This window comes from Sphingomonas cavernae (assembly GCF_003590775.1).
GTDB classification, from domain to species: domain Bacteria; phylum Pseudomonadota; class Alphaproteobacteria; order Sphingomonadales; family Sphingomonadaceae; genus Sphingobium_A; species Sphingobium_A cavernae.
In genome coordinates, this window is sequence record NZ_QYUM01000004.1 from 918287 (window position 1) to 933350 (window position 15064).

General features: G+C 65.1%; 10 protein-coding genes. 6 read left to right on the forward strand and 4 right to left on the reverse strand.

What is annotated here, in order from left to right:
* Positions 1–15 precede the first annotated feature (15 nt).
* Entirely contained in the window at positions 16–5757 is a 5742-nt protein-coding gene (locus tag D3876_RS19700; protein WP_119765408.1) for an alpha-2-macroglobulin family protein, read from the reverse strand.
* Positions 5758–5895: 138 nt separating this feature from the next.
* Here D3876_RS19700 and D3876_RS19705 point away from each other — a divergent pair, with 138 nt between their 5' ends.
* From D3876_RS19705 to D3876_RS19725, 5 genes are all read left to right on the forward strand, one after another.
* On the forward strand, positions 5896–7293 hold the full coding sequence (locus tag D3876_RS19705) for a glycosyl transferase family protein (RefSeq protein ID WP_119765410.1): 1398 nt from the start codon (positions 5896–5898) through the stop codon (positions 7291–7293).
* A complete protein-coding gene (locus tag D3876_RS19710; protein WP_119765412.1) occupies positions 7290–8342 on the forward strand; it encodes a hypothetical protein in 1053 nt (350 codons plus the stop codon). Before D3876_RS19705 ends, D3876_RS19710 begins: the two co-directional genes overlap by 4 nt.
* A gap of 49 nt (positions 8343–8391) precedes the next feature.
* Complete coding sequence (locus D3876_RS19715; RefSeq protein ID WP_119765414.1) at positions 8392–9306, forward strand: sulfite exporter TauE/SafE family protein; 915 nt, start codon at positions 8392–8394, stop codon at positions 9304–9306.
* A 23-nt stretch (positions 9307–9329) separates the two neighbouring features.
* Positions 9330–10055, forward strand: coding sequence for a TIGR02186 family protein (locus tag D3876_RS19720; RefSeq protein ID WP_119765763.1), 726 nt, complete (start codon positions 9330–9332; stop codon positions 10053–10055).
* Positions 10056–10146: 91 nt separating this feature from the next.
* A complete protein-coding gene (locus D3876_RS19725) occupies positions 10147–11853 on the forward strand; it encodes an ATP-binding protein (protein ID WP_119765416.1) in 1707 nt (568 codons plus the stop codon).
* A gap of 8 nt (positions 11854–11861) precedes the next feature.
* Here D3876_RS19725 and D3876_RS19730 read toward each other — a convergent pair whose 3' ends face one another.
* Both D3876_RS19730 and purE read right to left on the reverse strand, forming a co-directional pair.
* Positions 11862–12932, reverse strand: coding sequence for a 5-(carboxyamino)imidazole ribonucleotide synthase (locus D3876_RS19730; RefSeq protein WP_119765418.1), 1071 nt, complete (start codon positions 12930–12932; stop codon positions 11862–11864).
* Entirely contained in the window at positions 12929–13417 is a 489-nt protein-coding gene (gene purE, locus D3876_RS19735; protein WP_119765765.1) for a 5-(carboxyamino)imidazole ribonucleotide mutase, read from the reverse strand. Before purE ends, D3876_RS19730 begins: the two co-directional genes overlap by 4 nt.
* Before the next feature lie 179 nt (positions 13418–13596).
* On the opposite strand from purE, the gene D3876_RS19740 reads away from it, so the two are divergent.
* On the forward strand, positions 13597–14193 hold the full coding sequence (locus D3876_RS19740; protein ID WP_119765420.1) for a GGDEF domain-containing protein: 597 nt from the start codon (positions 13597–13599) through the stop codon (positions 14191–14193).
* Between the two features lie 113 nt (positions 14194–14306).
* Here the strand turns inward: D3876_RS19740 and gpmA are convergent, their stop codons facing one another.
* On the reverse strand, positions 14307–14993 hold the full coding sequence (gpmA, locus tag D3876_RS19745; protein ID WP_119765422.1) for a 2,3-diphosphoglycerate-dependent phosphoglycerate mutase: 687 nt from the start codon (positions 14991–14993) through the stop codon (positions 14307–14309).
* Between the last annotated feature and the right edge of the window lie 71 nt (positions 14994–15064).

Genomic DNA, 15064 nt, shown 5'->3' on the forward strand with positions numbered 1-15064 from the left:
GAAGTTGATGCCTCGTCACCGCAACGCCACCGTCATCGGCTGGTTCGGGATCGCGGCGCGGATGTCGGGCGAATAGAGCGCCTCAACCTTTGTCGGCGGCAACGAGAAGCGACCGACACCATTCAGCCGCACCGCGTAAGACACGGTAAAGCGCCCGCGCGGCACCCATTCGAAATAGCCGCGCCACGCCTCCTTGCCGCGCTCGACATAGCTCGGCTGTACGCCGTCACCGCCCGAAGCGCCGGCATCGGCGAGCATGCCCGACTGGCCACCGAGATTGCCGACCACGGTCGCACCGGGTGGTACCGGGTCGTTGACCACTACCCAGTTGCGGTCGGCGGTGGCGTCGACGGTGATCGTCACCTTGAGCACATCGCCGCGCGTCAGCCTGCCCTTCACCTTCTGCTCGATCGGCGTCACTGACTTCGCTATCCTGTACCCCGCGAACAGCGCCTGCGTCAGCGGAACCGCCGCGCGGACCGAGACCAGCGCCCACGGCCCCGCCCCGCCCGACTGCTTCAGCACGATCGGTGTCTTCGCCGCCGGCAATCTCAGCATCAGCGGCGGCGCGTCGACCGCCTGCGGCCAGCTCCGGCTGAGCGTCTGCCCGGCGAGCGCAACCGTCGCCGTCCCCGCAATCGCGCTCGCGGGATAGAGGCCTGCGAACTTCTGCACCGCGATCGCACCCCATGCATTGGCGGTCGTCGTATCCCAGTGCCCGCGTTGCTGGCGCATCGCGGAAGCGGCCATCAGTCGCGGTCCCTCGTCCTGCCAGCCGGGCTTGCCGAGCGTGGCGACGAGCACCTTCATCGCCATCTCGTCCTCGGAGGACATCAGCCACCATGGCGCGCTGTCGCCGTCGGAGAAGTCGATCCGCGAGCCTTCATAGACGAAGCGCTGGCGCAGCGCCTGCTGCGCCGCGCTCCGAAGTTGCGTCTGATTGGGGAGCCCCGCGATGCGATCTATCGCAACCAGCCAGTCGGCGAGCACATTGGTCGGCATATCCTGCGGCGCGAGCCCGATCTGCCCCACCATTTGCGACGTCGCGGCACCGTTGCGCGCAAGCGCGGCGAGCGCCGCGACGCGGTTCAGCCGCGCATCGCCCGACCACGCCGTCTCGCGCTTCAATCGCCCGTCGATCACCGCCTGGAGCGCTGCGACCATCCGTGCCTTTGCGCCCTCGGGAATCGCCCAACCCGCCTCGGCGGTAAGCGACAGCACATAGGCAGTCAGCGCCTCCGATCCCTGCAACTGCTCCATCGGGAAGTAGCGCAGCAGTCCGTCGCTATCGAGATAGGCGGGAATCTCGCCCGAAAGCCGCCCCCACGCGCCCTGATCGCCGAGCACCACCGCGCGCGACAATTGCTGCTCGAAACAGCCATAGGGATAGCGCGCCATATAGTCGCGCACGCCCGCCATAGGCGGTGCAAGCGTGTCGCTCAGCCGCACGTCGATGCCGCCCAGCCCGGGCAGTGCACCCGCGGGCGCCATCACCGGAAGCTGCGTGCCCGCCGGATTCACCCTGAGCAGCGTCGCCGCCCATGTCTCGACCGGCACCGCGGGCACGACGTCCTGCATCACCGTCACGCGGTCGATCGCCTTGCCGTCCGAGGCGCGCGCCTCGACCGTCCATTCGAGCTTGTCCACGCCCGCGGGTGCCGGGAGGTTCCACGTCACCGGCGCCGCACGGCCCGGCGGCAGCGTCACCGTCAGCGGCTTGCCCGTGGCGATTGCGGGGTTGAGCTTCACCGTCGCGGTCACCGTCATCGTGCGATCGGACGCGTTGCGCAGCGTGAAGCTGGCGCCGTAAAAGTCCCCCGTGCGCACCAGCGGCGGAATACCCGAGAAGATCGAGAGATCCTGAGAGGTGCGGACCGAGACATCGCCCGTCCCGAACAACGAGGTGCCGTCGGTCGCAATCGCGACGAGCCTGAACGAAGACAGCGAGTCCGAAAGCTGCACGGGGATCTTCGCATGCCCCTGCGCGTCGAGCTTTACCCGCCCCTTCCACAGCAGTACCGGACGAAAGTCCTCGCGGTTGAGCGCCGACAGATCGCCACCCCCGCCGCCGCCCGCCTCGACGGCCTTCCTGCCATAATGCCGCTTGCCCACAACTTGCGTCTGCGCGGTCGAGGTCAGCACCGAGAGTGGGCGCGCGCCCATCATCGCCTCGATCAGCTTCCAGCTATTGTTGGGCGAAAGCTGGAGCAACGCCTCGTCTACGGCGGCGAACGCGATCTCCGCCGAGGCGGCGGGCTTGCCGCCCGGCTGCGTGACCGCGACGTCGACATTGGCGGTATCGCGCACCGAATATTTGGCCTTGTCGGTCTTCACCGCGACGCCCAGCCGGTGCGTCTCCCAGCCGACCGAAACCTTCGCGATGCCCATTCGATAACTCGGTTTGGCGAGATCGACGAGCGCGGTCGGCTTGGCGACGTCACGCGAGAAGAAGGGCAGGTTCCAGCGCCGCGCCAGATCGGCGAGCCACAGCGTGAATCCGCCGACGCGTCCGCGCACCGTCATTACCGAGACATAGACGTCGGGCGCGTAGGCGCCCGGCATCTTCACCTCGATCACAGGATCCTTGCCCGAAAGCTCCGTGACGAAGCTGGAAAGCACGCCCTCGCGCTCGACTGTCACCAGCGCGGTCGCCTCGCGGAAGGGCATGCGCACCTGGAAGCGCGCGGTCTCGCCCGCATCATATTCCTTGCGTTCGGGGATCAGGTCCATGCGGTCGCCATTGTCGCCGCCGAACCACCAGTCGTCCTCGCCCGCGAGCCAGACCGAGGTCGTGGCGCGCGCGACATTGCCGTCGTCGTCTTGCGTCGTCGCGACCGCATAAACCTCGCCCGAAACGCCCGGATCGAGCACGCATTCGGCAAGCCCCTGATCGTCGGTCGAGGCCGAGCAGCTCGCATCGATCTTCGTCGTGCGCGCCTGATTGTCATAGGCGTAGAAGCCGCCGATCAGCCGTCTGCGTGCGGTCAGGATCTCGCGGCTATAGAGATCGACCTTGATCCGCTTGGCGCTAATCGGTCGCCCTTCGGTGTCGATCGCGACGAGCTTCAGCCGAAGATCGTCCTCCTTCATCAGCCAGCCATCGGTCCTGATGCCCAGCCTCACCGCGGATGGATAAAGCGGGATCGTCCGCGTAGCAGTCAGTATCTCGCCATTGGCGTCCTCATAATCCATCTCGACCGTCATGTCGGTAAGGTCGTCGAACGTGAGCGGCATATCGATCGTGGTCTTGGCGGTGCCTTCGCCGTTCAATGTCACCGGCAACGTCTGTGCGGGCGGCAGCGGTTTCTCGATCTCCTCGCCATCGCCGTTGAGCGGCACTGTGCCTTCCTGAATCAACCGGCCGCCAAAACTCCACCCCTCCCAGCCCTTGGGGACGGAATAGCCCTCCGAAAACGCGGTTCGCAGGCGCACGGGCAAGCCGCCCGCACCCCCGCCCGAAAGATAGCCGACGAACAGATCGAGCGGCAGTTGCTTCGGCCGGATTGCGGCTTCCTTGGGTCCGCTGATCGTTGCACGCATTGTCGGCAGGCGGAATTCGTCGACCTTGACCGACTGTTCGGTCCACAGCGTCTTGTCACCGTTGACGACTGAAAGCGTATAGTCGCCCATCGGCGCGCCCTGTGGCGCGGTCCAGCGCGTCTCGCCAATGCCGTCTCCGCCGATCGTCAGCGGCAGCTCGAACTCGGTGCCCGATCCGCTGTGGCTGAGCTTGAGCGTGCCGATGAAGCCGCCCGCAAAACGGAATCCCTCCGCCGCGGGCGTGCGCACGATGTGCTTCATGTTGACCGTCTCACCCTGGCGGATCAGCGTGCGATCGAAGACGGTATGGAAGATGTCGCTGCTCTCGCTCCAGCCAAAGGGCAGGTCGAAATCATAGGGGCGGATGCCCTTGCCCCAATCGGTCAGCGTGAAGCTGAAATCATCGCCCTTGCGCGCCGACACCATCAGCGGGTGCGAGGTGCTGCTCCCTTCGCAACTGCCATAGGTTTCGGGCTCGGGCAGATCGGTCACACCAAGCTGACCGCCCTGGCCGCTCTTTCCTTCGGCAAGCACGCGCCCCGTACAACTGTCGGTCACGCGCAGATCAGCGCCCGCCACGGGCTTGCCGCTGTCGAGCGCGGTCACCCAGACGAGCGAACGCCCACGTCCCCATTTGAAGTGGACGCTCATATTGGTGACGAGCGCGCCCGCGGTCACATAGCGCGGGGTGTCGCGCCCGAGCAGCGCCATACCGAGCCTTGGGCTCGCGAATTCGACGACATAGAAACCCGGCTTCGTCAGCGGCACGCCGACGACCTCAAAATCCTTGCCCTTGCCCGGAAGCCCGATCTTCAGCGGATTGCCCTTGCCCGCGATCAGCGGTCTGGTGCCGGTATAATTGACCGTGACGTCCTCGCCGCCCTTCTTCCCGGTGCGGAAGTCATTCTCGCTGGCATCGTCGATGTCGCGCAACCACTTCGCGATCTCGCCGTCCGAACCCGCGACACGCAGTCTCTGGCCCGTGACGCCCAGATTCCGTCCCTGCAGTTCGGGCTCGACGTTGCGAACCGTAACGGGCAGCACGCCGCCCTCGCCCGTTTCGATGATCCCGAAATTGGCCGCGAACTTCACGAGCGGCGGCGCCTCATCGAACTTCACCTCAAGCGGGAAACGCTGCTGGTTGGTGAGCGGACGGCCGCTTTCGTCCTTTACGCCTTCGGGCAGGACCAGCTTCGCCGTGGTCGCCGCAGGCAGCGGCGCCTCGAAACTGACCTGCGAAACCGTCGCCGCACCCTCATTGTCGACCTTGGGCTCGAGCTTTTTCCCATCGGGCAGTTCGATCCGGATCGCCTTTGCGGTTTCCACGGCAACGGGCGCGGAGAAGCGTACCCACGCCTTCTGCACCGGGTTGCAGCCAGCCTGCGGGTTGACGCGCGGGCATTCGAAGCGCGCCGCAAATTCTTTGCGCACCGTAAAGTCGAAGCGCTGGTCGCGTCCGGCCACCCGGTCAGCACCGCTGATATTCTGGCCCCAGACCACCGCCATGTCGCGGCCCGGCGGCAGCGGGCGACGGCACTTGACCGCGGTAATCGTCGCCCATGCCTTGCTGCGCTCCGCAGCATTTTCAGGGACCGCCTCGGGCAGCCCGGCCTCGTTCAGGAAGCTGGTGACGCGATAATTGGCCTTGCCAAGCCCGGACAGCACGGTGCCAACCACCTCGGGCTTCAGCACGTCCAGCGCGATCTTCTCGCCGACGCCGTCGACCGCGCAATAACCGTTCGCCGCAACCGAAGCGGCGTCGGGGCGGACATTGGTCGCGACGAGGAAAACCTGATCCTCCTCGATGTCGCCGTCATATTGTCCGGGCAGCACCGCGCGCACCGAGGGACCCCCGGTGTCCAGGTTGAATTTGCGCTGCCCGCTGATCGCGGTTCCGGCAAGCGTCTTCAGGCCGTCATTGAGCGTGAAGTCGCACGCGATCCCGCCGGGAAGCGCGCGCGCGAAATCCCACACCCAGGTCTTCGGATCGATCCAGCGGCCCGCTCCCTCGACGGCGCAGGTCACCTTTGCGGGCGCTTCGGAGCGCGGATCGCCCAGCGGCGCCATGTCGTCGGAAAATCTTATGGTGAAGCGCTCGATCGCGCCGCCGCCGGTCCCCGGCGTTGCCAGGACAACCTGCGCCGTCTGATCGCCCGATGCGGCAACGGGTGCCAATGCCAGCGCAAGGATCGCAAAACGCCAGGCTCGATTGCGCATCCGACTCTCCCCTTTAGCGGGCGGAAGAGTGACGCTAAACAACGCTTTAAGTCCACCTAATAAAGCGCTTTTCATCCTTACTTGCCAACACTCCAATCATTTCGGATCCTTATCGAATCCGAATCGGGGCTGTCGGACATGGGGGACTTCGCCACAATTGCCGTGTGGAGCGGCGCGACCGCGCACGAACTTGTGCTGTTCGCGGCTGTGCTTTTCCTGATCGGCGGCATCGACGACCTGCTGGTCGATCTGGTCTGGATCGCCAACACGCTCTGGCGCCGCCTGATCATCTATAGCAGCCGGCCGCGCACCGATCTGACCAGCCTTGCCCCGCCACGCCAGCCCGGCTGGCTTGCGGTGTTCATCCCCGCCTGGCGCGAGGATGCGGTGATCGGCCAGATGCTTTCGACCGCGCTCGACCGCTTCGACCATCCCGCGTATCGCCTCTATGTCGGCGTCTACATCAATGATCCCGCCACGATCGACGCGGTCGCCTCGGTGGCGGCGCGCGACGATCGCGTCCGCAGGGTCGTCAACAGGCGCCCCGGACCCACGACCAAGGCCGATTGCCTCAACGCGATATGGCGCACGCTTGGCAACGACGAACTCGCAAGCGGCGCGCGCGCCAAGGCGATCATCCTCCACGACGCAGAGGACGTCGTTCATTCCGGGGAACTCAGGATATTCGATACGCTGATCGAGCGCTTCGACCTCGTCCAGCTTCCCGTGCTGCCACTTGTTGACAAGGGCTCTCGATGGATTTCGGGCCATTATTGCGACGAGTTCGCCGAGGCGCATGGCAAGAGCGTTGTCGCGCGCGAAGCGCTCGGCGCCGCTGTTCCCTCGGCGGGCGTGGGTTGCGCCTTTTCGCGGGAAGCACTTGAGCGAATTGCCGGCACAAAGGGCGGGCTTCCCTTTGACAGCGACAGTCTCACCGAAGACTATGAGCTGGGGCTGCGCATCGCCGAACAAGGCGGATCGGGGGTCTTCGTCCGCCTGCCCGCAACGCCGGGCGGCAAGCCTGTGGCAGTGCGCGCGCACTTCCCCTCGCGGCTTTCCGATGCCGTGCACCAGAAATCGCGCTGGATGACGGGGATTGCGCTCGCGGGATGGGATCGGCTGGGCTGGCGCGGCGGACCAGGCGAATTCTGGATGCGGCTGCGCGACCGGCGCGCGCTGATCGCGGTCATCGCGCTCGCCGCGGCCTATGCCGGCCTTGTGCTCACCGTCTCCGCATTCGTGCTGCAGGGTCTTGCCGGTGTTTCTGGTTCGCCGCCCTCGCGCTTCATGGCGCTGTTGCTCGCCATCAACGCGGTGCTGCTTGTCTGGCGACTGGCCGTACGCGCCTTTTTTGTCACGCGGGCCTATGGCGTTGGAGAGGGGCTGCGCTCCATCCCGCGCGTCTTTGTGGCCAATATTGTCGAGATGATGGCCGCGCGCGCCGCGATAGCGCGCTACCTGAAGATGCGCCGTGGCGGCGCGATCGAATGGGGCAAGACTGCCCATGTCTTTCCCGAAATGGCGCCCGCCGAATGATCGATTCACGCCCTTTGCGGTTTGTCGCGGGCGTGCTCGCGCTCTGGGCGGGCGCACGTGCGCTGATGCTCTGGCCTGAAGGCATGTACCGCGGTGCACCCCCCGACGGGCTTCAACCTTTCCGGCTCGATGAGAGCAATTTCGCGGCGGCGCCCGCATCGTCGGTGACGATTGCGCGCGATCCGCCCGTTGAACTCGCCTCGAGGGTGGGCGCTACCTCTGCCCAATTGTCGCGGCCTTCTTTCGGCGGAATCACGGAATTCGCGGCCGCGCCGCCAACCGATCGCGACGCGCTTCTCGCGCAGGCGCGCGGGGGGTCGCCGTTGCTCGCCATGCTTTCGCTCGCGGGCTTTCGCGCAGGAGTCGCGGCTGCCGTCATCGAATCCGATCCGCGCGCGCCCGATCCACCCAAACCGGGTCGGCTGTCGGGCTATGGCTGGCTCTTCGTCCGCCAGGGAAACGGCACCCCGGGACTTGCCGATGGCGGGCAACTGGGTGGAAGCCAGGCTGGCGCGCGGCTCGACTATGCCTTTGCACCGGGCTTCGCAGTCACCGGGCGGCTATCGACGCCGATCGAGACGCGCGTCGGGCGCGAGGCGGCGATCGGCCTCAACTGGCGGCCCGTCCGGTCGATACCGCTGTCGCTCACGATCGAGCGGCGCATTGCGCTCGACAAGGGTGGCCGCAACGCCTTTGCGGCAATGGCCGCGGGCGGTGTCGGGCCCGTCACCCTTCCCGCGGGTTTCGCGCTCGAAGCCTATGGTCAGGCAGGAATTGTCGGCTTCAAACGCCCCGACGGCTTTGTCGATGGCGCCGCAACCGCCGCGCATACCGTCCTGCAAGCCGATGGCGCCACCGTTGCGGTTGGGGGCGGTGTCTGGGGTGCGGCGCAGCCCGGTGTTTCGCGCCTTGATGTTGGGCCACGCGTCCGGTTCCGTCTGGACCGCGACGGCGCCAATATCGGCGCGTCGCTGGACTGGCGCCAGCGCATAGCGGGCAATGCAGAGCCGCGATCGGGGCTTGCCGTCACGCTCGACGGCAGTTTCTGAATTTCGCGCCTTTTCGCGGCGCGGTTCACGGGCTACGCCTAACCGGACAATGGACCTTTACCTGCCGATCGCCAATATCTCGGTGAACGCGCTCGTGATTATCGGGCTGGGCGGGCTTGTCGGCGTGCTCTCGGGCATGTTCGGCGTGGGCGGCGGATTCCTGACGACGCCCTTGCTGATCTTCTACGGCATCCCGCCGACGGTCGCTGCGGCGTCGGCGGCGACGCAGGTCACTGGCGCCAGCGTCTCGGGGGTCTTCGCGCACGTCCAGCGTAACGGCGTCGACTTTCGCATGGGCGGCGTGCTCGTCATAGGAGGCATACTGGGCTCGTTCGCTGGCGCGGGCATTTTCCGGGTGCTTCAGGATTCGGGCCAGATCGATACGGTTATCGCGATACTCTATGTCGTGCTGCTCGGAACGATCGGCGCGATGATGGCGAAGGAGGCCTGGACGAGTATCGCCGCGATGAAGACGGGTCAGCCCGTCGCGGTGCGCAAACGGCGTCATCATCCGTTGGTGGCGGCGCTTCCGCTGCGCTGGCGCTTTTACCGGTCGGGCCTCTACATCTCCCCGCTCGCGCCGCTGATCCTTGGCTTCCTGACGGGTATTTTGACCGTGATCCTCGGCGTTGGCGGAGGCTTCATCATGGTGCCCGCAATGCTCTACCTGCTGGGCATGACGACGCAGGTCGTTGTTGGCACCTCGCTCTTCCAGATTCTGTTCGTGACGATGGCGGCGACGATGGTGCACGCCACCACCACCAAGGCGGTCGATATCGTGCTCGCAGGTCTCCTGCTCATCGGCAGCGTGACGGGCGCACAATATGGCGCGCGTTTCGCGCAGAAGATGAGGCCCGAATATCTGCGCCTGCTGCTCGCCGCGATGGTGCTTCTGGTCGCCGTGCGCATGGCGCTGGGCCTCGGCTGGCGACCCGATGAAATCTATACGGTGGCGTTGCAGTGAAGCGGCGCGTGCTCCTGCTGCTCATGCCGCTTCTGATCGGGGCCAACGAGCCTGTGCTGGTGCCCGACGTGTCGCAGCGCAAGGTGGAGATCATCTACAGTTTCACGGGCGCCGAACTGCTCGCCTTCGGCGCGATCCTGTATCCTGGCGGCCGCCTGCCCGACAAGCCCGCCGAGATCGCGGTGGTGCTGCGCGGTCCTACACAATCGATCGTGGTTCGCGAGAAGCAAAAGGTCGCGGGCATCTGGATCAACGCGGATAGCGCGCGCTTTCGTTCGGCGCCTGCCTTCTATGCGGTCGCGTCGTCTCGTCCGATCCGCGAAATGGTCGATGAACGCACCGCCTCGATCTTCGAGCTCGGGCTCGACAATCTCCAGCTTTCGCCCGCGCATATAGGCTCTCCGGGCGAACAGCAACGCTTTGAGGCCGGGCTGGTGGATCTGCGCCGTCGCACCGGCCTGTTCGTCCAGGAATCGACCAGCGTCGAGATAACCGACGGCGTGCTTTACCGCGCACGCATCGCAATTCCTGCGCGTGTACCCGTCGGCCGCTACACCGCCGAAACCTTCCTGATCCAGAACGGGCGCATTCTCGCGGGCGCAAGCCGCGACGTAGAGATCGGCAAATCGGGTTTCGAGCGCTTCGTCGCCGCCGCCGCCCAGAACAGTCCGTTCAGCTATGGCATCTTCGCAGTGACGCTGTCGCTTGCACTCGGCTGGGCCGCGGGCGCCTTGTTCCGCCGGAATTGACCGCCACGGCGCCACACTCTGGTCAATCAAATATTTACCCCGTCATACTAAGTCGAATGCTGTCGATTACGGCGGTTTCGGGGAAACACAGATGACGGATTATGCGGGCATTCAGGGCTATGGCAATGGCGCCGAACGGCATACGCCGACGCTGGTATCCGAACCCGCCGAAACGGGACTTGCGGCCACGGGCCTGTATGAGTCGGTTGAGATCGGAAAGGTTCTCGAGGTTGGCGGCTCGGGCGCACGCATCGAACTCGACGCCGCGATGCTCCGCAAGCTCGCCGACAACGAGGATCCAAGCATCGCGATGGCGGGTCAGGTCGGCAGCCAGATCAAGATGAAGGTGAACAACCAGTGGTTGATTTCCAACGTCAAGAGCCTCCGCCTCGCCAGCGCTGACAGCGACCTGATCATCGCCGACATCGACTTTCTTGGCGAGGGTAACGAGGCGCGTCTCACCGGCCGGATCACTCATTTCCGCCGCGGCATCACGCGCTATCCCGTTCCCGGCTGCCGCATCCATCCCGTCTCCAGCGACGACATGAAGCAGATGTACGCCGCCGAGGACCGCCCGCATATCGAGGTTGGCACGGTCTATCCGACCAAGGATATTCGTGGTGCGCTTTTCGTCGACGCGATGCTCGGCAAGCATTTTGCGCTGCTCGGTTCGACCGGCACCGGCAAATCGACCTCCGCAGCGCTGATCCTGCACCGAATCTGCGACATGGCTCCCGAGGGGCATATCGTGATGATCGACCCGCACGGCGAATATTCGGCGGCCTTCAAGACCAATGGCGCGATCTACGACGTCAACAACCTCGCCATGCCCTATTGGCTGATGAACTTCGAGGAACATTGCGAGGTCTTCATCACCTCCATGGGCAATGACGGCCAGCTCGACCGCGACATCCTCGCCAAGTGCCTGCTCGCCGCGCGCGCCAAGAATCGTGCGGCAGAGGGCATCACCAAGCTCACCGTGGACTCCCCCATTCCCTATCTGCTGTCCGACCTGACGGGCATCATCCAGAACGAGATGGGCAAGCTCGACAGGGCGGGTGAGAGCGCGCCTTATATGCGACTCAAGACCAAGATCGACGAGATCAAGGCCGATCCGCGTTATAGTTTCATGTTCTCGGGAATGCTCGTCGCCGACAGCATGGCGAACTTTCTTGGTCGCATTTTCCGCCTGCCGAGCGACGGCAAACCGATCTCGATCATCGATGTGTCAGGCGTTCCTTCGGAGATCACGTCCGTGGTCGTTGCGGTGCTGAGCCGCATGGTGTTCGACTATGCGATCTGGTCGCGCAACGAACCGCAGCGTCCGATCCTGCTCGTCTGCGAGGAGGCGCATCGCTATGTTCCGTCGGATCGCGTGACGACGGGGTCTTCCGTGCGCAAGATTCTCGAGCGTATCGCCAAGGAAGGCCGCAAGTACGGCGTTTCGCTCGGGCTCATCACGCAACGCCCTTCGGACCTTGCCGAGGGCGTGCTCTCGCAATGCGGCACGATCATCGCGATGCGCCTGAACAACGAGCGCGACCAGGCTTTTGTGAAGGCGGCGATGCCCGAAGGCGCCAAGGGCTTCCTCGATTCGATCCCCGCGCTGCGCAACCGCGAAGCGATCATCTGTGGCGAAGGCGTTGCAATCCCGATCCGCGTCGCGCTCGACACGCTCGAAGAGGTCCGTCGTCCGGCCTCCAGCGATCCCGTCTTTACCGATCTGTGGCGCGAGACGGGCGGCGAGGAGGAAATCCTTGGCCGCGTCATCAAGCGCTGGCGCAGCCAGGGCCGGTAAGTTCCGCGTCAGAACTCGAGGCGCGTTATGTGGCCCATCTTGCGGCCCGGTCGCGCCTCGTCCTTGCCGTAAAGGTGGAGGTGCGCGGTCGGGTCGGCGAGGATCACGTCCCAATTGTCCGCAGCCTCGCCGATCAGGTTGTCCATCGTCACGCGCCGGGCCGCAAGGCCGGTGTCGCCCAATGGCAGGCCGCATACGGCGCGAATATGGTTCTCGAACTGCGAGGTGACCGCACCCTCGATCGTCCAGTGCCCGCTGTTGTGAACGCGCGGCGCCATTTCATTGAACACGGGGCCTTCCGCGCTCGCGAAGAATTCGAGCGTCAGCACGCCGACATAGTCGAGCTTCTCGGCGACGCGCATGGCGAGCAGCCGCGCCTCTTGCGCCTGCCGCTCGACGATCCCGCCCGCTGGCACGACGCAGTGCGCGAGTATGCCGTGATCGTGGAGATTGTCGGCCGGGTCCCAGCTCACCTCGCGCCCGTCGATGCCGCGCGCGACGATCACAGAGAATTCGCGTTCGAAGCGGACAAAGCCTTCAAGGATTGCGGGCCACCCGCCGATCGTCGCCCATGCCGCATCCGCGTCTGCGGCTGATTGCAGCCGCGCCTGCCCTTTGCCGTCATAGCCCAATCGCGCCGTCTTCAAAATCGCTGGGGTTCCGACGCGCGCGATCGCAGCGTCCAGTTCCGCCCTGTCGGAGACGGGTGCCCAGGGCGCGGTGCGACCGCCGAGTTCGGTTACGAAGGCCTTTTCCGAAAGTCGGTCCTGCGCGACCGCCAGCGCATCGGGCGAAGGCCGCACCGGCACCTTCTGCGTCAGCGCGCGGAGCGGCGCGACGGGGACATTCTCGAACTCATAGGTGACGACGTCGACACTGTCTGCAAAGCGCGATAGCGCGGCTTCGTCGTCATAAGCCGCCTGGGTGAAATGCGCTGCCACCTCGGCCGCGACAGAATCGCCGTCAGGGGCGTAGACATGGCAGCGATAACCGAGTTGCGCCGCCGCCACCGCAAGCATCCGGCCAAGCTGTCCGCCGCCGATAATTCCGATCGTCGATCCCGGCTTCAGCGCGCTCATTCGGGCTCCACCGCAACCGCATCGGTTTGGGCTGCGCGCCAGTCGTCGAGCCGCGCCGCCAGTCCTGCATCTTCATTGGCGACGATGGCGGCGGCGAGCAGCGCCGCATTCACCGCACCCGCACGGCCTATGGCCAGTGTCCCAACCGGGATCCCCGCGGGCATCTGGACGATCGACAGCAGGCTGTCCATGCCGCTCAACGCCTTGGATTCCACGGGCACGCCGAGCACGGGAACGCGGGTCATTGCCGCGGTCATGCCGGGCAGATGGGCCGCGCCGCCGGCGCCCGCGATGATCGCCTTGAGCCCGCGGCCTGCGGCGGACTTTGCATAGTCGTAAAGACGGTCTGGCGTGCGGTGCGCTGAAACGACGCGGGTCTCATGCGCCACGCCAAGCGTCGCCAGCGTTTCGGCGGCATGACGCATCGTCTCCCAATCGGAGCGGCTGCCCATGATGATGCCGACAATCGGAGACGCTTCGCCCATATTTTCATTCGCCTTGCTCAAAACCCGCGAAGCAAAGCGCCTTAGTAGAGAGCGACGAAAGGCGCAATCCGATGCGGCGCTTCGGCACATTTCACCTTAATTTTCTTTTAATTTGGCGCGCGCGATAATATGGCGGCAATATCAACCGGGTCGCATGGGGAAATCCGGAGGAGCTGAATATGGCGGAGTCGGTCTCGCTGAATTCGCGTGCGCGGGAAACGCACGAGGATGTAGGCGCGCTGCGCGACGAGAACGAGATTCTGAGGACGACGCTTGCAGACATGCGCGCGCGCGTCGAGGAACTCGAAAGACTGGCGGACAGCGACACACTGACGCCGCTTCCGAACCGGCGCTTTTTCGTGCGCGCGCTCAGCCGCGTGCTGGCCCATGTCGCGCGCCATGGCACCCCCGCGGTCGCGATGTTCGTCGATCTCGACGGACTGAAGGCGATCAACGATCGCCACGGTCACGGTGCTGGCGATGCCGCGCTCATTCATGTCGCGAACCTCCTGCGCGAGCACATCCGCGTAACCGACGTCGTTGCGCGGATCGGAGGCGACGAGTTCGGCCTGCTGCTGGATCAGCTCGATGAAGGCGATGCCGAGCGCAAGGCGCGCTCGCTCGAACAGCTCATCGAGGAAAATCCTCTCGAACTGAAGGGCAGCAAATTGCCCCTCGCGGTCTCCATCGGGTCGACGATGCTGCTCGCCGACGACAGCACCGAAAGCGCGCTCGCACGCGCCGACGCGCGCATGTACGGCACCAAGCGCAGCTAGAGCATTCTGTAGTCAGGTGGAATCACCTGACGACTCGGAGAATGCGAAAAACAAAGGAAGAACTCCGGCAGGCGTCATTCCCGGATTACGGGAATGACGGTGCAAAATCCGGATCAGCGCTCGGACAGATAATAACGGTCGGTAGCCACCAGAGCATCGTCGAGCTCATAAACGATCGGCTGGCCGGTCGGAATCTCGAGCCCGGTAATCTCGTCATCGGGAATGTTCGACAGGTGCTTGACCAGCGCCCGCAGCGAGTTGCCGTGCGCCGAAATCAGCACGCGCCGGCCCGCCTTGAGTTCGGGTGCGATTCGCGCATCCCAATAAGGCAGCACGCGTGCGATTGTGTCCTTCAGGCTTTCGGTATCGGGCACGGCAATCCCCGCATAGCGACGATCGGTCGAAAGGTCCCAGGCGCTGCCCGGTTCGAGCGGCGGCGGCGGGACGTCGAAGCTGCGGCGCCAGACATGCACCTGATCGGCGCCATGCTTTGCGGCTGTCTCGGCCTTGTCCAGCCCGGTCAACCCGCCATAGTGGCGCTCATTCAGCCGCCAGTCCTTCTCGACGGGGAGCCATAGCCGCCCCATTTCCTCGAGCGCCAGGTGGAGCGTCTTGATCGCGCGCGTCTGTACCGAGGTGAAGCACTGATCGAAATCGAGCCCCTTCTCCAGCATCAGCCGGCCCGCCGCACGCGCTTCCTCCGCACCCTTCTCGGTCACGTCGACGTCCCACCAGCCGGTGAAGCGGTTTTCGAGGTTCCACGCGGACTGACCGTGACGAATGAGGACGAGTTGGGGCATGAATGTCTCCGGGTTGATTCCGCGGCTTCTTAAAGCCGGGACGGAAAAAGTCACCCCGGGACAGGAGGCAG

Excerpts from the sequence above, each read along its gene's own strand:
- D3876_RS19700 (WP_119765408.1), bottom strand. The coding sequence starts at position 5,757 with ATGCGCAATCGAGCCTGGCGTTTTGCGATCCTTGCGCTGGCATTGGCA.
- D3876_RS19705 (WP_119765410.1), top strand. The coding sequence starts at position 5,896 with ATGGGGGACTTCGCCACAATTGCCGTGTGGAGCGGCGCGACCGCGCAC.
- D3876_RS19710 (WP_119765412.1), top strand. The coding sequence starts at position 7,290 with ATGATCGATTCACGCCCTTTGCGGTTTGTCGCGGGCGTGCTCGCGCTC.
- D3876_RS19715 (WP_119765414.1), top strand. The coding sequence starts at position 8,392 with ATGGACCTTTACCTGCCGATCGCCAATATCTCGGTGAACGCGCTCGTG.
- D3876_RS19720 (WP_119765763.1), top strand. The coding sequence starts at position 9,330 with ATGCCGCTTCTGATCGGGGCCAACGAGCCTGTGCTGGTGCCCGACGTG.
- D3876_RS19725 (WP_119765416.1), top strand. The coding sequence starts at position 10,147 with ATGACGGATTATGCGGGCATTCAGGGCTATGGCAATGGCGCCGAACGG.
- D3876_RS19730 (WP_119765418.1), bottom strand. The coding sequence starts at position 12,932 with ATGAGCGCGCTGAAGCCGGGATCGACGATCGGAATTATCGGCGGCGGA.
- purE (WP_119765765.1), bottom strand. The coding sequence starts at position 13,417 with ATGGGCGAAGCGTCTCCGATTGTCGGCATCATCATGGGCAGCCGCTCC.
- D3876_RS19740 (WP_119765420.1), top strand. The coding sequence starts at position 13,597 with ATGGCGGAGTCGGTCTCGCTGAATTCGCGTGCGCGGGAAACGCACGAG.
- gpmA (WP_119765422.1), bottom strand. The coding sequence starts at position 14,993 with ATGCCCCAACTCGTCCTCATTCGTCACGGTCAGTCCGCGTGGAACCTC.